Genomic DNA, 17194 nt, shown 5'->3' with positions numbered 1-17194 from the left:
GGCGGTTCTCCCATGGGGGACCGCCCGCCCGAAATCACTTACCAGGGGAGCAACTTCATGTACGACTACGACCTCCTGGTCGTAGGGTCGGCCAACGCCGACCTGGTGATCGGGGTCGAGCGCCGGCCGGGCGCCGGTGAGACCGTGCTCGGCTCCGACCTGGCCGTCCACCCGGGCGGCAAGGGCGCGAACCAGGCAGTCGCGGCCGCCCGCCTCGGCGCCCGTACGGCCCTGCTGGCCCGGGTCGGCGACGACGCGTACGGCCGGCTGCTGCTGGACTCGCAGCGCTCGTCCGGGGTCGACACGGTGGGCGTTCTCGTCGGCGGTGCGCCGACGGGGGTCGCGCTGATCACGGTGGACCCGTCGGGCGACAACAGCATCGTGGTCTCGCCGGGTGCCAACGGGCGGCTGACGCCTCAGGACGTACGGGCCGCGGTCAGCCTCTTCCACGCCTCGCGGGTGGTCTCCGTGCAGCTGGAGATCCCGCTGGAGACGGTCGTGGAGGTCGTACGGAATCTGGCGCCGGACAGCCGTTTCGTGCTGAACCCGTCGCCGCCGCGGCCGCTGCCGACGGAGGTGCTGGCCGCCTGCGATCCGCTGATCGTCAACGAGCACGAGGCGAAGGTCATCCTCGGTGACTCCCGGGTCGGGGACGAGCCGGAGGACTGGGCACGGATCCTGCTGGCGAAGGGGCCGCGGTCGGTGGTGGTGACGCTGGGGTCGCAGGGGGCTCTGGTGGCCTCCAAGGAGGGCGTGGCCCGGGTGGCGCCGGTCAAGGTGGACGCGGTGGACACGACCGGCGCGGGCGACGCGTTCACGGCGGCGCTGGCGTACCGGCTCGGTGCCGGTGCCTCGCTGGCCGAGGCCGCGGCGTACGCGGCGCGGGTGGGCGCGGCCGCCGTCACGAAGGAGGGCGCCCAGGCGTCCTTCCCGACCGCTGCGGAGGTCGACGCGCTGTGAAGAAGGCGGGAATCCTGAACCGTCATCTCTCCGGCGCGCTCGCCGAGCTGGGGCACGGTGACGGGGTGCTGGTCTGTGACGCCGGCATGCCGATACCGGACGGCCCCCGGGTCGTCGACCTCGCCTTCCGGGCCGGGGTGCCGTCGTTCGCCGAGGTGGTGGACGGGCTGCTGGCCGAGCTGGTCGTGGAGGGGGCCACGGCGGCGACGGAGGTACGGGACGCCAATCCGACGGCGGCGACGCTGCTGGACGGGTACTTCGGCGAGGGCGGCGCCCTGGAGTTCGTCTCGCACGAGCGGCTCAAGGAGCTGTCGGCGCGGGCGCGGCTGGTCGTGAGAACCGGCGAAGCACGGCCGTACGCGAACGTGCTGCTGCGCTGCGGGGTGTTCTTCTAGCCGTACGAGCTTCGTTCCAGCCGTACAAACTTCGAGGGGGCCTGGTCCGTCGACCAGGCCCCCTCGGGTTTTCCCCTCCGTATCAGAACCCCCGCGATCCCCCCAGATCCCCTCCCCAGAAGTCCTGATGCCAAGTACGACCCGCCAGGTGCGGGGAGGGTTGCACGGTTTCTCAAGAAATTTTTACCGGCGCCCCCCTTCGCAGGTCAGGCCGTGTGCTCCACGAACCGCGCCGCCGTCTCCGCCAGCACCTCGCGCCCGTCCCGGGCCCACAGCTCGTCGTTGAAGAGCTCCACCTCGATGGCGCCGGTGTAGCCGGCCGCCTCGACGTAGCCCTGCCACTCGCGCATGTCGATCGCGCCGTCGCCGATCTGGCCGCGGCCGTTGAGGACACCCTCGGGCAGCGGGGTGGTCCAGTCGGCGAGCTGGAAGGTGTGGATGCGGCCGGAGGCGCCCGCGCGGGCGATCTGCGCGGGAGCGTTGTCGTCCCACCAGATGTGGTACGTGTCGACCGTGACGCCGACCTGGTGGGCGGGGAAGCGTTCCGCGAGGTCCAGCGCCTGGGTGAGCGTGGAGACCACACAGCGGTCGGAGGCGTACATCGGGTGGAGCGGCTCGATGGCCAGCTTCACGCCGCGCTCCTCCGCGTACGGGCCGAGAACCGACAGCGCGTCCGCGATGCGTTCACGGGCGCCGTGCAGGTCCTTCGAACCGGCGGGCAGGCCGCCCGAGACCAGCACCAGCGTGTCCGTGCCCAGCGTCGCCGCCTCGTCGACGGCACGGCGGTTGTCGTCCAGGGCCGCGGCGCGCTCCCCCGCGTCGATGGCCGTGAAGAAGCCGCCACGGCACAGCGTGGTGACGGTCAGGCCCGCGTCGCGGACCAGCTTGGCCGTCGCCTCCAGGCCGTACGTCTGGACGGGCTCCCGCCACAGACCGACGTTGACGATGCCCAACCGGCCGCAGGCGTCGGCCAGTTCCGGCATCGACAGCTGCTTGACCGTCATCTGGTTGATGGAGAAGCGGGAGAGGTCGCCGGTCACTGGTTCACTCCGTACAGGGACAGCAGATTCTTCATCCGCTCCTCCGCCAGCTTCGGGTCCGGGAACAGGCCCAGCCCGTCGGCGAGTTCGTAGGCGCGGGCGAAGTGCGGCAGCGAGCGGGCCGACTGGAGGCCGCCGACCATGGTGAAGTGGCTCTGGTGGCCCGCGAGCCAGGCCAGGAACACCACGCCCGTCTTGTAGAAGCGGGTCGGCGCCTGGAAGAGGTGACGGGACAACTCGACGGTGGGGTCGAGCAGTTCACGGAAGCCCGCCGTGTCGCCGGTGTCCAGGACGCGCACCGCCTCGGCCGCCAGCGGGCCCAGCGGGTCGAAGATGCCGAGCAGGGCGTGGCTGAAGCCCTTCTCGTCGCCCGCGATCAGCTCGGGGTAGTTGAAGTCGTCGCCGGTGTAGCAGCGGACGCCCTGCGGCAGGCGTCGGCGGATGTCGATCTCGCGCTGGGCGTCAAGGAGCGAGACCTTGATGCCGTCGACCTTGTCCGGGTGGGCCGCGATGACCTCCAGGAAGGTGTCGGTCGCCGCGTCCAGGTCGGACGAGCCCCAGTAGCCCTCCAGCGCCGGGTCGAACATCGGGCCCAGCCAGTGCAGGACGACCGGCTCGGAGGCCTGGCGGAGCAGATGGCCGTAGACCTCGAGGTAGTCCTCGGGACCCTGGGCCGCGGCGGCGAGGGCGCGGGAGGCCATGAGGATCGACTGCGCGCCGGACTCCTCGACGAGGGCGAGCTGCTCCTCGTAGGCCGCGCGGACCTCGGCCGGCGAACCGGCCGCGATCTGGTCGGTGCCGACGCCGCACGCGATCCGGCCGCCGACCGCCTTGGCCTCGGCGGCGCTGCGCCGGATCAGCTCCGCCGCGCCCGCCCAGTCCAGGCCCATCCCGCGCTGGGCGGTGTCCATCGCCTCGGCGACACCGAGCCCGTGGGACCACAGATGGCGGCGGAAGGCGAGGGTGGCGTCCCAGTCGATCGCTGCGGGCGAGTCGGGGGTGGTGTCGGCGAAGGGGTCGGCGACGACATGGGCCGCCGAGAACACCGTACGAGAGGTGAGGGGGGAACCCGTGGTGAGGGCGAGGGGCTCCTGGCGGGGCTCGTAAGCCCTCACGTTCCCACTGGTGTCAGGGAGTTGGATGGTCACAGCGCGATCTCCGGGACATCGAGGCGACGGCCCTCGGCCGAGGACTTCAGACCCAGCTCGGCGAGCTGGACGCCACGGGCGCCGGCGAGGAGGTCCCAGTGGTAGGGGGCGTCGGCGTAGACGTGCCTCAGGAACAGCTCCCACTGGGCCTTGAAGCCGTTGTCGAACTCGGCGTTGTCCGGGACCTCCTGCCACTGGTCACGGAAGACCTCGGTGGCGGGGATGTCCGGGTTCCAGACCGGCTTCGGGGTGGCCGAGCGGTGCTGGGCGCGACAGTTGCGCAGACCGGCGACGGCCGAGCCCTCGGTGCCGTCCACCTGGAACTCCACGAGCTCGTCGCGGTTGACGCGGACGGTCCAGGAGGAGTTGATCTGGGCGATCGCGCCGCCGTCGAGCTCGAAGATGCCGTAGGCGGCGTCGTCGGCCGTCGCGTCGTACGGCTTGTCGTTCTCGTCCCAGCGCTGCGGGATGTGGGTGGCGGTGAGGGCCTGGACGGACTTCACCCGGCCGAACAGCTCGTGCAGGACGTACTCCCAGTGCGGGAACATGTCGACAACGATGCCACCGCCGTCCTCGGCCCGGTAGTTCCACGAGGGGCGCTGGGCGGTCTGCCAGTCGCCCTCGAAGACCCAGTAGCCGAACTCGCCGCGGATCGAGAGGATCCGGCCGAAGAAGCCGCCGTCGATGAGGCGCTTCAGCTTGAGCAGGCCCGGGAGGAAGAGCTTGTCCTGGACGACGCCGTGCTTGATGCCGGCGGCGTTGGCGAGCCTGGCCAGCTCCAGGGCACCGTCCAGGCCGGTGGCGGTCGGCTTCTCGGTGTAGATGTGCTTGCCCGCCGCGATCGCCTTCTTCAGCGCCTCCTCGCGGGCCGAGGTCACCTGGGCGTCGAAGTAGATGTCCACGCTCTCGTCGGCGAGGACCTCGTCCACGTCCGTGGCCCAGTGCTCCAGGCCGTGCTGCTCGGCCATCGCCTTCAGCGCGTGCTCGCGGCGGCCGACCAGGATCGGCTCCGGCCACAGCACGGTGCCGTCGCCGAGGTCGAGGCCGCCCTGCTCGCGGAGCGCGAGGATGGAGCGGACCAGGTGTTGGCGGTAGCCCATGCGCCCGGTCACACCGTTCATGGCGATACGCACCGTCTTGCGTGTCACGTCGATCCCTTCGTAGGCGTCGTGCGCAGCATTCCCTGCGCATTCCGTACGCGGTTGTGCGCGCCGCGTACGCCACCACTGATGAGCGTCACAGCAAGCGCTTTCTATCTGATGAGAAGCTAGCCTCTGAGCAGCGGTTCGGACAAGACCGTGACCGCTTCGAGTTGTTCGAGGGGACGAACAGCGGGGTGTCGGGGCCTTAGGGTCTGCTCGGAACCATGACTGACTGTGCGGCGTCTGTGCAGCCGCACAGTCCTGCGTGGCTGACTGTGCGGGGACGGGCGCGGAGCCCGAGTACGACGAGGTACGACGATGCGCGACCGGAGGACGACGAGATGACGGTGACCCTGGCGGACGTGGCGGCGCGCGCGCAGGTCTCGCCCGCGACGGTGTCGCGCGTGCTGAACGGGAACTATCCCGTGGCCGCAACCACCCGTGAGCGGGTGCTGCGGGCCGTGGACGAACTGGACTACGTACTGAACGGGCCGGCGAGTGCGCTGGCCGCGGCGACGTCCGACCTGGTCGGGATTCTCGTCAACGACATCGCGGACCCCTTCTTCGGGATCATGGCGAGCGCGATCCAGTCCGAGATCGGCGGTCCGGGCGGGCGCGCGGGCGGTGAACGGCTGGCGGTGACCTGCAACACCGGGGGCTCTCCCGAGCGTGAGCTGACGTATCTGACCCTGCTGCAGAGACAGCGGGCGGCGGCCGTGGTGCTGACGGGCGGTGCGGTGGAGAACGCGCCGCACGCGGCGGCGGTCGCCGCGAAGTTGCGGAGGCTGGAGGATGCCGGGACGCGGGTGGTGCTGTGCGGGCGGCCACCGGCGCCGGAGACCGGGGCGGTCGCGCTGACCTTCGACAACCGTGGGGGCGGGCGGGAGCTGACGGAGCATCTGCTCGGGCTCGGGCATCGGCGGCTCGGGTACATCGCGGGGCCGGAGGAGCGGACGACCACGCGGGACCGGCTGGAGGGGCATCGGGCCGCGCTCGCGGACGCGGGGATCTCCGAGGATCCGCGGTGGACCGTGCACGGGCGGTACGACCGGCGGTCGGGGTACGAGGCGACGCTGGAGTTGCTGCGGCGGGATCCGTCTCTTACGGCGGTGGTGGCGGCGAACGACTCCGTCGCGCTGGGGGCGTGTGCTGCGCTGCGGGACTCCGGGCTGCGGATTCCGGATGATGTGTCCGTCGCCGGGTTCGATGATCTGCCGTTCAGTATTGATGCGGTGCCCGCGTTGACGACGGTGCGGTTGCCGTTGGCGGAGGCGGGGGCTCGGGCGGGGCGGATCGCCATGGGGCGGGAGGAGGGGCCGCCCGGGGGGATCGCTGTGATTCGGGGGGAGTTGATGGTGCGGGGGTCTACGGGGGGGCCGCGGGGCTGAGGGTTTTCGGGGGTACGACGTCGGGGGGTACGGCGTTGGAGGGCACGGCGTTGGGTTGCCCTCGGCTGTTTTCGCCCCCGCCGCCCCTACCCGTCCCATCCTCCAGGGGCGCTGCCCCTTCGACCCCGCTCCAGGGGGCTCCGCCCCCTGGAGCCCCCATCGGCCCGAAGGGCCTCGTCCTCAGACGCCGGACGGGCTGGAACAGCGGGACTGGCGTCGAGAGGCGCAGCCGCCTTGCGGGTGGGTGGGGGTTGGGACGGCAGATCCTCGTCCTCGGACGCTGGGCGGGCTGAAATACCTGGACCGGCGTCGAGAGGCGCGGCCGCCTGCGGGTGGGTGGGGGACCGGGACGGTGCGTCCTCGTCCGCTGGCTCCCGGCCTGCCCTTAACCCGTTTCGGCGCCCTGCGGTATGACTTGGGCGTGGACGACGATCAGCGGATTCTCGACTTGTTGGATGCTCTGGACCGTTTGCCGGGGCCGGAGCACCTTGAGTTTCCCGAGGGGTACGACCATGAGCGGGCCGAGTTCATGCGGAGCGTGCTGCTTGAGCGGCTGAGCCGGGAGTTCGGGCAGCCGTGCAGCGGGGTGTCGCGGCAGGATGCCAGTGCGTACTTCGGCGTCCACATTCCCGCCGCTGCGACCGAGGCCGGTGTGGCCCTCAGCATCGATCTCAGCAACTTCGGAGACCTGGCCCTCGTCACCGCCGCCGACGGCACGACGGAGTGCGCGCTCACCGAGGCCGAGCGGCGGATCATCGAGTCGGCGCTGTCCGACCTGGGGTATGTGCGGGTTCCGCAGCGGCTGTTGCTGCGGCCGTACGACGGCGTGAGCGACCTGGCCGGCTGGTATCCCGAGGTCGACTGGGACGGGAGCCCGAACGATCCGGTCACCTGGGAGACGCGGTTCTTCTCGTATCTGTGAGGGTGAGGTATCCCGTGTCTGTGTCCGGGTACGCGCGCCTCCGCCGCACCACACCCCGGCTCACGTCGATGACTCCTTGCGGTTGGGCGTCGAAGTGACCTGCCGCGCTTGCCGGTTCGGCGTCGCCGACTGCGGGCGAGCTGTCGGACGACGAACGGGAACTGCTTCTCGCCGCGCACGGGGCCGCCGTACTGCGGCTGCGGGCGCCCGAGCACCGGGTCACCGTGCTGCGCGTTCTGCGTGCCGCGCTACGGCTCGAACTCGGTGATGCCAAGGACGTGTTGGAGCGGGTCTGGGGGCGGGACGTACACGGGGACACCGCCCGAGATGGAGCTTCTCGCGCGTCGGCTGCGAGAGGCCCGGGTCGATGCGGTTGCCTCCGTGGGCTCGTAGGGACGGCGAGGGTCACGCGGCCAGTCGGGGCACCGGACGGCGGGTCGCCAGCCAAACCCCGGCGCAACGTCCTGCCCAGCGGCCCACCGACCAGGACGGGGCGTGCCGGCTGCACTCGACCGACGTCCTGCCCGGCCACAGACCGACCGAGCGAGGCGAAGCGAGCCGGTCGTACCCGGGCGGTGCCCTGTTCTGCATCGGGCCTGTCGGACGGGGCCGGGCGCGTCGGGGTTGCCCGGCCGGTGGCCGGGGTGGGGTCCGGGCGGCTGAGCAAGGTCACGCCGTGGATGGCGGCCGCGGCGGCGGTGAGGGCGAGGAGGGTGCCTGTGGGGCCGTAGCGGAAGCCCTCGCCCAGCAGGGTGATGCCGATCGCGGACGCGGTGACGGGGTTGACGAGGGTGAGCAGAGCGAGGGGGCCGCCGAGGCCGTGGCGGTAGGCCTTCTGGGAGAGCAGCAGGCCGCCCACCGCGAAGGTGACCGTCAGGAGCGCCACCAGCGCCGTGCTCCAGGAGAGCGTCGGGCCGACCGCGAGCTTCTGTGCCAGCGTCGAGCCGACCCCGGAGGCGATGCCGGACGCGGCGGCGACCGCGAGGCCGCCGCGGGCCGAGAGCAGCGTGACGGCCGCGGCGGCGACGAGTGCCACCAGCAGGACCCCGGTGGTGTTCAGGGTGTCGCCGCGTCCCGAGGCCGTGACGGCCAGCAGGGTCGTCAGCCCCAGGAGGGTGAAGCCCATGCCGTTCCACTGGGTGCCCGAGGTCCGGCGGCCCGAGACCAGCGAGCCCAGCGGTACCGCGAGCACGAGGCTCAGCGCGCCGAGGGGCTGCACCAGGGTCAGCGGTCCGTAGCGCAGGGCGACCACATGCAGCAGCGCACCGCAGGCGTTGAGGAGCACGGACCCCCACCACGCGCCGCGGGCCAGCGCCCCGCGCACGCTCGTGGTGTCGGCGGCGGTCCGCTCCTGGACGACCGCGGCCGCCGCGTAGCAGATCGCCGAGACCAGGGAGAGGGCCACGGCCAGGAACACCGGAGAACCTGTCATCGCGGTCCACCTCCCCATCTGTCGATGTCGATACGAAACGGTTTCGTACCGACAGACTATGAGAGGGCTTAACGAAACGCAAGCGTTTCTCTAGCTGGGCCGGGTTTCCGACACGAACCTCATCGCATCGCGACGAATCCGAACAGCTCCGGCACCCCGCCCGGCCCGATCTCGACGGTCCGCTCCAGCCGCAGCCCCGCCGACACCACGGCGTTCAGAAGATCGGCCAGCGGGATGTGCCAGGCCCCCACCCGGGCCCGTACACCGGCGGGGTTCCAGGAGTCGAGGGTGCGGGCGCGGTCGGCGTACCGCTCGTCCAGCACCACCCGTCCCCGCTCCCGCCAGTCGGCGAACGCGCCGACGAAGCAGGGGTGGACGCCCAGGTGCACGAACCGTCCGCCGGGCGCCAGCACCCGGGCGATCTCCCGCAGGACGGCCGCGTAGTCGGGGACGTCCGTGCTCGCCAGCACACACATCGCGGCCGGCACCGAGGCGTCGGCCAGCGGCAGCGCCGTCGCGTCGGCGACCGCGACCGGCAGCCGGCCGGCCGCGTGGCGGAGCTGACCGCCGGAGAGGTCGAACCCGAACGAGGTCCGGCCGAGTTCCGCCGCCACGGACGCATGGGCGCCGGTCCCGCAGCAGACGTCCAGACAGATCCCCTCGCCGGGGCCCAGCAGTTCCCTCAGCGTCGCATGCACCCGGGCAACGTACTCGCCGCCCGAGGTCGGTGACATGTAGGCGTTGTACCAGTCCGCGTGGGCGTCGTACGCCGGTGTGGTCGTCGTCATGTCCTAGAGGCTGCGAACAACTCCCCTGTCACAAACACCCGTTCGCTCACGGCGTCGGCCCCGAGTCCCGCCGGGGAGTGGACGGGGGTGCGGGGCCGTCGTACGGTAAATCTCTGACTGAGTCAACCATTCGGGGGTTGGCGAAGGGGTCGAGGAGGGGCCGACGACCATGACCGTGCAGGACATCCGCGCCTTCAACCGCTTCTACACCAACCTCATCGGCGCCCTCGACTACAGCCGTCAGCTGTACGCCCCGTACACCCTCACCGAGTCCCGCGTCCTGTACGAGCTCGCGCATTCCCCGCGTACGGACGCGGCGGACCTGCGGGGCGAACTCTCGCTGGACGCGGGCTACTTGAGCCGCATCCTCAACAAGCTCGAGCAGGACGGGCTGATCGAACGCACCCCGTCGCGCCGCGACCCGCGGCGCAGGCGCGTGACGCTCACGGCGCGGGGGCGGGAGACCGCCGCCCTGCTCGCCGAGCGCGCGGACGAATCCGTGGGCGCGCTGCTCGCCACGGTCCCGTCCGCCGACCGCCCCCGTCTCGCCGAGGCCATGCGGACCGTCCGCGAGCTCCTCTCCGACGGCCGCCCTCCCCCACTCTCGGCTTCGCTCGAGCGGGGGGACCCCCATCGCCGCGAGGACGTCCTGCTGCGCGACCCGGGCCCGGGCGACCTGGGCTGGATCGTGCAGCGCAACGCCGCCCTCTACACCGTGGAGCACGGCTTCAACGCCGACTACGAAGGGCTGGTGGCCCGGATCGTCGCCGACTTCGCGGAGGACCACGACCCGCACCTGGAGCGGGTGTGGATCGCGGAGCTCGACGGCCGGCCGGTGGGCTGTGTGATGTGCGTACGGGACGAGGCACCCGGCACGGCCCGGCTGCGGCTGCTGCTGGTCGAGCCGGACGCGCGCGGACTCGGCATCGGCGACCGGCTCGTCTCGGCCGTCGTCGACTTCGCACGCGGCGTCGGCTACCGCGACCTGGTCCTGTGGACCAACGACATCCTCGCCTCCGCCCGCCACATCTACCAGCGCCACGGCTTCGTCCTCGTCGCCGAGAAACCGCACCGCTCCTTCGGCAAGGACCTGGTCGGCCAGGACTGGCGCCTGGATCTGCACGCGCCCAGGAGTGACGCGTAGAGTCCGGAGCATGAAGCTGGCGTTCTCCACTCTCGGCGTCCCCGGTCTCCCCGTCCCCGAGGTACTCCGCCTCGCGCACACGCACGGCTATCACGGCGTAGAGCTGCGCGCGCACCCGGAGGAGGCGGTACATCCCGGCATCGACGCCGCCCAACGGGCTGACACGGTGGCCGAGTTCAAGGCGGCCGGGGTGGAGGTCCTCGGTCTCGCCGGGTACGCGCGCGTGGCCGCGCCGGGCGACGACGAGCCGGTGCTGGCGGAGATCCGCGCCCTCCTGGACCTCGCCCGCGACCTGGGCGCCCCGTACATCCGCGTCTTCCCCGGCGCGAGCCCCGAGCAGTCGGCCGCCGAGGCCGACGCGACGGCGGCCCGGCGCCTGGGCACGGCGGCGGAGTACGCGGCGGACGCCGGAGTACGCATCCTCCTGGAGACCCACGACTCGCACCGCACCGGAGCCGACGCGATCCGCATCCTGGGCCCGGTCGGCCACCGCAACGTCGGCTCGCTGTGGGACGTCATGCACACCTGGCTGGGCGGCGAGCAGCCCTCGCAGACGTACGCGGCACTCTCCCCGTTCCTCGGATACGTCCAGGTCAAGGACATCGCCTCGCCCGACGACACCACCCCGCTCCCGCTCGGCTCGGGCGTACTGCCCCTCGCCGAGTGCGTCGAGGTCCTGTCCCGCCACGGCTGGGACGGCTGGCTGTGCTGGGAGTACGAGAAGCGCTGGTACGAGGGGGCCGCACCGCTTCCCGAGCTGCTGGGCGCGGGCCGCGAGCACCTGGCCCGGCTCCTGAACGAGAGCGCGTAGGTAATTCGGTGGCTCAGGGGCCGGGGGCCGGTTAGCGTCCCGGGGTGCATCAGCCCGCCCCGCTCCCGGTCCCCCTCTCATGAGCCTGTCCGACGTGCTCCTCGACGTCCGGCCCCTGCGCACCTCCCCCGTCTTCCGGCGGCTGCTGTTCGGGCGCACGGTGTCCACGCTCGGCACCTTCATGACCATGGTCACCGTCATGTACCAGGTCTGGGACATGACGCACAGCGCGTTCTGGAGCGGGGCCGTCGGCATCGCGCAGGCCGTGCCGATGGTCACCGTCAGCCTGTTCGCGGGCGCCTGGGCCGACCGCGTCGACCGCCGCCGTATGTATCTCACCGGCACCGTCGGCTCGGCGGCCTGCTCCCTGCTGCTGACCGTGCAGGGCTTCGCCGGACACGCGCCGGTGCCCGTGGTCCTCGTGCTGGTGGCGGCCCAGACGTCCTTCGCCGCGCTCGGCGCCCCCGCGGCGGGCGTGTTCGTCCCTCGGCTGCTGCCCAAGGAGCAGGTGGCCGCCGGTCTCGCCCTCCAGCAGGTCACCGGCCAGGCGATGATGCTGGTCGGCCCCGCCGTCGCCGGTGTCGTCCTCGGCTGGTGGGGCATCGGCGTCTGCTACCTGCTGGACACGCTGAGCTTCGCCCTGTCCTTCTACGGCGCCTACGGCCTGCCCGCGCTGCCACCCGAGGGCGACAGGTCACGACCCGGCGTCCACGGCGTCCTGGACGGTCTGCGCTTTCTGACCGGCCACCGCGCGGTGCGCGGCGCGCTGCTGACGGACCTCGCGGCCTGTCTCCTGGCGATGCCCACGTCGTTGTTCCCCCTGGTCAACGAGGAACGCTTCGGCGGCGACCCCCGCACCCTGGGCCTGTTCCTGTCGGCGCTGGCGGTGGGCGGGGTCACCGCGACGGCCTTCTCCGGCCCGGTGACCCGGCTGGCCCGCCCCGGCCCGGTGATGCTGTGCGCGTCCGCGGGGTGGGGCGCGGCCCTCCTTCTCTTCGGTCTGACGACGAGCGCCTGGGCGGGCCTGGGGCTGCTGGCCCTGGCCGGCGCGGCGGACGCCCTCGCCGTGCTCTCCCGTACGACCATCGTCCAGACCCTCACCCCCGACGCTCTCCTCGGCCGTGTCACCGCCGCCGAGACGATCGTCGGTCAGGCGGGCCCCCACCTGGGCAATCTGCGCGGTGGCCTGGTCGCGGGCTGGTCCTCGGGCGCGACGGCGCTGATCTCCGGCGGGCTGATGTGTCTGGCGGCGGTGACGGCGGTGGGCGTCACGACGCCGGAACTGCGGCGGACGGGCGCGCCCGGTACGGCTACCGCTCCGGCCGGACCGTGAACTCGGCTCCCGGGTCCAGGCACCACTCCAGTACGGAGGGCCAGGAGCCGTAGCCGGCGTCCAGGTCGAGGTGGCCCGCGCCGGGGAGGAGTGTGGTGCGGATGCCGAGAGGGTCGCCGTAGACGGCCTGCGCGCCCCCCTCGCAGTACGGGTCGTCGTCGCCGGCGACGAGGACGGTCGGGCCGGGGAGGGTGAGGTCCAGCGTCGGCGGGGCGAATCCGGTGACCTCCGGATACCGCGCGAGAACGGACGGGGAGGGCGGGCCGACGAGCAGAACGCGGTCCACGTCACCGGGCCCGACGATCCCGCGGGCGACGGCGTGCAGCCACAGCAGGACGGAGGCACTGTGGGCGACGACGACATCCGGTGCGTCCTCCGCAAGATGGCGCGCGAGTTCACCGAGCCACACCTCCAGGTCCGGGTCGTCCGGGTCGGGCAGCTGGGGATACGTCACCTGGTGACCGAGCTCGCCGAGACGGTCGGCGAGCCAGTGCTGCCAGTGGTCCTTGGGCCGGTGGTTCTGCCAGCCGTGGAGGATGAGGTAGGCGGTCATGGCATCGATCGTTTCCGAACCTGCCCCCAGGGTCCAGTTAACCTTTCTCGATGGAACAGGTAAGCGAGGCCTTCACAGTCGACCTGCGCCGTCTGACCGTCCTGCGTGAACTCCAGCGCCGGGGCAGTCTGGCGAGAACGGCGGAGGCCCTGCACCTGACCCCGTCGGCGGTCTCGCAGCAGCTCTCGGCGCTGGCCCGCGAGATCGGCGCACCCCTGACGGAACGGGACGGCCGAGGCGTACGGCTCACTGGACAGGCCCGCGTGCTGCTGGCCCACGCCGACGAGATCGCCGCCCAACTGGAGCGGGCCCGCGCCGACCTGGCGGCGTACGGGAGCGGCGGCCGCGGCTCGGTGACCATCGGCTGCTTCTCCAGCGGCATCCTGGGCCTGCTGCCGGGCGTGCTGCGAGGACTGGCCGAACACCTCCCCCACGTCCGCGTCGACGTCGTGGAGGCGGAACCGCCGGACCTGTTCACGGCCCTGGACGCCGGCCAGGTGGACGTGGCCGTGGCGGTGGACTTCGCGGCGACCCCGCCCCACACGGACCGCCGCTACACCCGGTCCGACCTGCTGACGGACGTGATGGACATCGTGGTCCCGGCGGATCACCGGCTGGCGGGACGCGGACGGATCCCACTGCGGGAGCTGGCCGGCGAGACCTGGATCGCGGGGGACGCCCGCAGCTGTGTGGGCGCGATCGCCCGCGCCGTCTGCGCGACGTCCGGCTTCACCCCGGACATCCGGCACGCCGTCAACGACTGGGGCGCACTGGCGGCCCTGGTGGAGGCGGGAGCGGGCGTGGCCCTGATCCCCCGCCTGGTCCACCCCCTGTACGCCCACCGCGCACTGGCGGTACTGACCCCGCAGGGCGCCCCTCCCTCGCGGAACATCTTCGCGGCGGTCCGCACGGGCGCGGACGCGGACCCGGTCCTGGAGACGGTCAGGCGGCACCTGGTCCTGGAGGCGCGGCGATTGGCGGACGTGTCCCGGGCCTAGACGAAAAACCGCGGGTGGCCGGGGCCCGCCGTAGAACAGATCTGCCCATCACTCCACCCCCACCCCGGGACCGAACCTCGCCACCCGCCGCTCCAGACGCTTCCGCCGCTCCGGCCATTCGTCCGCCGTGATCGAGAAGATCGCCGAGTCCCGCAGCCGGTTGTCCTCACCCGGGGCCCAGGAGCGGGACCAGTTGCGCAGGACGCCCTCGAAGTGGGCGCCGACGCTTTCGATGGCCGCTCGGGAGCGGGCGTTTCGGGCGTCCGTCTTCAGGTCCACCCTCGAGACGTTCCACACCTCGAAGGCGTGGCGGAGGAGCAGGAGCTTGGCCTCGGCGTTGACGCCGGTGCCCTGCGCGGAGCGGGCCAGCCAGGTGAAGCCGATCTCGATCGCGTCCAGGGTGTCGTCCGAGAGCCAGCTGCGGGGCTCCCAGTAGGACGTCGCGCCCACCACTCGCCCCGTCGCCCGGGAGATCTGGGCGTACGGCGCCAGACGGCCGGTCGCGGCCCGGGCGAGTTGCGCATCGACGTAGTCCGCCACCTCGTCGGCCCTGGGCACCCAGGTGAACTCGTACGTTCCCCGGTCCTCCTCCGCCGCCACCGCCAACTCGGTCACATGCGTGTGCGAGAGCGGCTCCAGGCGCACCAACTCGCCCTCCAGCACCGGACCTTCAAGCTTGAACGCCATTCCCCGGCCGACCCCTCAACTCCGCGAACGCCTCATGGAAACCGGGGAAAGTCTTGCGTACGCACCCAGGGTCGTCGAACGAAATACCCGGCACGCGCAACCCGGTGACCGCGAAGGACATGACGATGCGGTGGTCGCCGTACGAAGCGATCTCCGCGCCCGCACCGCGCACACCCGGCTGGATCTCGATCCAGTCCGGACCCGTCGCCACCGCCACCCCGAGCCGTCGCAGGTTCTCCGCACACGCCTCCAGGCGATCGCACTCCTTGACCCGGGTGTTCGCCACGTCCTCGATACGGACCGGTCCCTCCGCGAAGGGCGCGATCGCCGCCAGCGTCGGCATGGTGTCCGAGATGTCCCGCATATTGACGGTCAGGCCGCGCAGTAGGCCCGTCCCCCGGACCGTCGTGCCCGACGCGCCGACCGACACCTGCGCGCCCATCCGCCGCAGTACGTCGACGAAGCCCAGGTCGCCCTGGAGCGCGCCGGTCCCCAGACCCGGGACCGTCACCTCGGCACCCGGGGTCACCGCCGCCGCGGCGAAGAAGTAACTGGCCGTGGAGGCGTCCGGTTCGATCGCGTACGTCGTCGCGCGGTAGCCGCCCGGCGGGACCACGAAGACGTCCCCCTCCCGGTCCACCCGCACCCCGAAGGCCCGCATCATCGCGATCGTGATCTCCACGTACGGCACCGAGACCAGGTCCGTCACCCGGATCCGCAGCCCTTTGCGGGTCAGCGGACCGAGGAGCAGCAGTGCCGTCAGATACTGCGAGGACTGCCCCGCGTCCAGCACCACCTCACCGCCCTCGACCCCGGCCGCCCGCACCGTCAGCGGGTGGTGGCCCTCGGCCCGCTCGTGCCGCAGGTCCACGCCCAGGTCGCGCAGGGCACGGGTCAGGGGCAGCAACGGCCTGCGCCGCATCTGCTCCGAGGCGTCGAAGCGGTACGTCCCGTGCCCCGCCGCCGCCAATGTCGGCAGGAAGCGGGCGGTCGTCGCACCGTCCCGGCAGTACACGTCCGCCTCCGCCGCCGCGGGACCCTGCGGGCGCCCGTCGACCTGCCACGCGTCCGGAGTCCGCCCCACCCGGTACCCGAGCCGCGCCAGCCCCTCCACGAAGCCCTCCGTGTCATCCGACCTCAGAGGCCGCACGAGCGTGGTGACTCCGTCGGCCGCCGCCGCCAGAAAGAGCGCGCGGGCGGTAATGGACTTGGACCCGGGAACGTCGACTACGGACATCCCCACATGATCGACCGCCACCCCCCCTCCAACGCCGGTCCGTCCACGGAATGGACCACCGCGAGCCCTCAGGCAGAACACACGCACACCGCCGCACCGCCCCGGGCGGCACACACCCCGCAGGGGCCGCAGCCGCGCTCGGGTACACGCCCTCCGCCGTGTCCCAGCAGATCGCCAAACTGGAGCGGGAGACAAGGACCGTACTGCTGGAACGGGAGGGGCGGGGGGTGCGGCTCACCGCCGAGGCGCTGCAACTGGTCGACACGGCACAGGAGTTGCTCGCGATCGTGGAGCGGGCCGAGACGGGTATCGAACAGCGCCGGAGCATCCCGGCGGGCCGGCTGACCGTGGCGGCCTTCGCCTCCGCGGCCCGTGGTCTGATGCCCGGCGTGCTCGCCGACCTCGCCGCCCGGCACCCCGCCCTCGACCTGCGGCTCTCCGAGATCGACCCGCATCTGTCCGTCGGACTGGTCGCCAGGGGGGCGCTGGACATGGCCGTCGTGCACGACTGGGACATCTCCCCGCTGCCCGTGCCGCCGGGGGTCGAGCAGGCGGCCATCGGGGAGGACCGGTGCACCCTGCTGGTCCCCGAGGGGCACCCCTTCGCCGGCCGGAAGGCCGTCCGGCGGGAGGATCTCGGCGGGGAGCGGTGGGTGTGCCAGCCGCCGGGGCGGGTCTGTCACGAGTGGCTCGTACGGACCCTGCGTGCCGCCGGGTACGAGCCGGAGATCATCCACCAGGCCGACGAGAACCCGACCCTGGTCGCCCTCGTCGCCGCCGGTCTCGGCATCTGCCTGATCCCCCGGCTCGGGCGGGGGCCGCTGCCGGGCGGCGTGGTGGAGGTGGAGCTCGATCCGACGCCGGTGCGGCGGCTGTACGCGCTGTGGCGGACCGGTGCCGCGGGGCGGCCGTCGATCACCGAGACCGTACGCACTCTGCAGGACCACTGGCCCAAAGTGGCGGCTCATCCGTCCCGTTGACCCCGGGCCCACCAACTTCCGGGATTCGGGGCCGATCCGGGAACCCCGCCCCGCTCCCGCTCGTCCAACGCGCAAGCTGTCGGAGAGTCACCGCGGTGCGGTGTCGGCCTCGCTGCTGGCTGCGAAAGCTGACTTACCCTCTCCGCCGTACTGCGGCCGGCAGCACGCCGTCATCGGCGCGCCCCCCTCCAACAGCGCCGATGGCGGCCCCTCGTTGCCGGGCCCCGGGCCCACCC

Annotated in this window: 16 protein-coding genes and 1 pseudogene; 9 read left to right on the top strand and 8 right to left on the bottom strand. The window is 72.2% G+C overall.

From position 1 onward, the window contains the following. Positions 1–57: 57 nt before the first annotated feature. Together QF037_RS29695 and rbsD are read left to right on the top strand one after the other, a co-directional pair. Complete coding sequence (locus QF037_RS29695; RefSeq protein ID WP_307030386.1) at positions 58–960, top strand: ribokinase; 903 nt, start codon at positions 58–60, stop codon at positions 958–960. After that, positions 957–1355, top strand: coding sequence for a D-ribose pyranase (gene rbsD / locus QF037_RS29690; protein WP_307030384.1), 399 nt, complete (start codon positions 957–959; stop codon positions 1353–1355). The genes QF037_RS29695 and rbsD overlap by 4 nt, the downstream gene beginning before the upstream one ends. 206 nt (positions 1356–1561) lie before the next feature. On the opposite strand, the gene QF037_RS29685 is transcribed toward rbsD, so the two are convergent. From QF037_RS29685 to QF037_RS29675, 3 genes are read right to left on the bottom strand one after another with little or no spacing between them, the layout of a single operon-like run. After that, positions 1562–2359, bottom strand: a complete 798-nt coding sequence (locus tag QF037_RS29685) for a sugar phosphate isomerase/epimerase family protein (protein ID WP_307037430.1) — start codon at positions 2357–2359, stop codon at positions 1562–1564. 32 nt (positions 2360–2391) lie between these two features. Beyond that, entirely contained in the window at positions 2392–3543 is a 1152-nt protein-coding gene (locus QF037_RS29680) for a dihydrodipicolinate synthase family protein (protein ID WP_307030382.1), read from the bottom strand. Beyond that, a complete protein-coding gene (locus QF037_RS29675) occupies positions 3540–4691 on the bottom strand; it encodes a Gfo/Idh/MocA family protein (protein ID WP_307030380.1) in 1152 nt (383 codons plus the stop codon). The genes QF037_RS29680 and QF037_RS29675 overlap by 4 nt, the downstream gene beginning before the upstream one ends. Before the next feature lie 335 nt (positions 4692–5026). On the opposite strand from QF037_RS29675, the gene QF037_RS29670 reads away from it, so the two are divergent. Together QF037_RS29670 and QF037_RS29665 are read left to right on the top strand one after the other, a co-directional pair. Beyond that, on the top strand, positions 5027–6073 hold the full coding sequence (locus tag QF037_RS29670) for a LacI family DNA-binding transcriptional regulator (protein WP_307030378.1): 1047 nt from the start codon (positions 5027–5029) through the stop codon (positions 6071–6073). Positions 6074–6494: 421 nt separating this feature from the next. After that, the gene (locus QF037_RS29665) at positions 6495–6995 is read left to right on the top strand and encodes a hypothetical protein (RefSeq protein WP_307030376.1); all 501 of its coding nucleotides are present in this window, start codon (positions 6495–6497) and stop codon (positions 6993–6995) included. On the opposite strand, the gene QF037_RS29660 is transcribed toward QF037_RS29665, so the two are convergent. Together QF037_RS29660 and QF037_RS29655 are read right to left on the bottom strand one after the other, a co-directional pair. Then, positions 6961–8427 (bottom strand): hypothetical protein, encoded by a 1467-nt coding sequence (locus QF037_RS29660; RefSeq protein WP_307030374.1) that lies wholly within the window; start codon positions 8425–8427, stop codon positions 6961–6963. The two genes, QF037_RS29665 and QF037_RS29660, sit on opposite strands and share 35 nt — an antisense overlap. Positions 8428–8546: 119 nt before the next feature. Then, on the bottom strand, positions 8547–9215 hold the full coding sequence (locus QF037_RS29655) for a class I SAM-dependent methyltransferase (protein WP_307030372.1): 669 nt from the start codon (positions 9213–9215) through the stop codon (positions 8547–8549). Between the two features lie 169 nt (positions 9216–9384). On the opposite strand from QF037_RS29655, the gene QF037_RS29650 reads away from it, so the two are divergent. From QF037_RS29650 to QF037_RS29640, 3 genes are all read left to right on the top strand, one after another. After that, the gene (locus QF037_RS29650; RefSeq protein ID WP_307030370.1) at positions 9385–10359 is read left to right on the top strand and encodes a bifunctional helix-turn-helix transcriptional regulator/GNAT family N-acetyltransferase; all 975 of its coding nucleotides are present in this window, start codon (positions 9385–9387) and stop codon (positions 10357–10359) included. Positions 10360–10369: 10 nt separating this feature from the next. Continuing rightward, complete coding sequence (locus QF037_RS29645; RefSeq protein ID WP_307030368.1) at positions 10370–11170, top strand: sugar phosphate isomerase/epimerase family protein; 801 nt, start codon at positions 10370–10372, stop codon at positions 11168–11170. A gap of 79 nt (positions 11171–11249) precedes the next feature. Next, complete coding sequence (locus tag QF037_RS29640; RefSeq protein ID WP_307030366.1) at positions 11250–12503, top strand: MFS transporter; 1254 nt, start codon at positions 11250–11252, stop codon at positions 12501–12503. On the opposite strand, the gene QF037_RS29635 is transcribed toward QF037_RS29640, so the two are convergent. After that, positions 12481–13056 (bottom strand): RBBP9/YdeN family alpha/beta hydrolase, encoded by a 576-nt coding sequence (locus QF037_RS29635; RefSeq protein ID WP_307030364.1) that lies wholly within the window; start codon positions 13054–13056, stop codon positions 12481–12483. The genes QF037_RS29640 and QF037_RS29635 overlap by 23 nt on opposite strands. A gap of 50 nt (positions 13057–13106) precedes the next feature. On the opposite strand from QF037_RS29635, the gene QF037_RS29630 reads away from it, so the two are divergent. Further along, positions 13107–14054, top strand: coding sequence for a LysR family transcriptional regulator (locus QF037_RS29630; protein ID WP_307030362.1), 948 nt, complete (start codon positions 13107–13109; stop codon positions 14052–14054). 48 nt (positions 14055–14102) lie between these two features. Here QF037_RS29630 and QF037_RS29625 read toward each other — a convergent pair whose 3' ends face one another. Further along, on the bottom strand, positions 14103–14741 hold the full coding sequence (locus QF037_RS29625) for a GNAT family N-acetyltransferase (protein WP_307030360.1): 639 nt from the start codon (positions 14739–14741) through the stop codon (positions 14103–14105). Next, positions 14725–15978 (bottom strand): 3-phosphoshikimate 1-carboxyvinyltransferase, encoded by a 1254-nt coding sequence (gene aroA, locus QF037_RS29620; protein WP_307030358.1) that lies wholly within the window; start codon positions 15976–15978, stop codon positions 14725–14727. Before aroA ends, QF037_RS29625 begins: the two co-directional genes overlap by 17 nt. Before the next feature lie 125 nt (positions 15979–16103). Here aroA and QF037_RS29615 point away from each other — a divergent pair. Beyond that, positions 16104–16958, top strand: a pseudogene (locus tag QF037_RS29615) (LysR substrate-binding domain-containing protein); the annotation flags it as partial. Positions 16959–17194: the final 236 nt, after the last annotated feature.

The sequence above is a fragment of the Streptomyces canus genome (assembly GCF_030815415.1).
Classification (GTDB): Bacteria; Actinomycetota; Actinomycetes; order Streptomycetales; family Streptomycetaceae; genus Streptomyces; species Streptomyces canus_F.
This window is presented reverse-complemented; position numbering and strand designations above follow the sequence as displayed.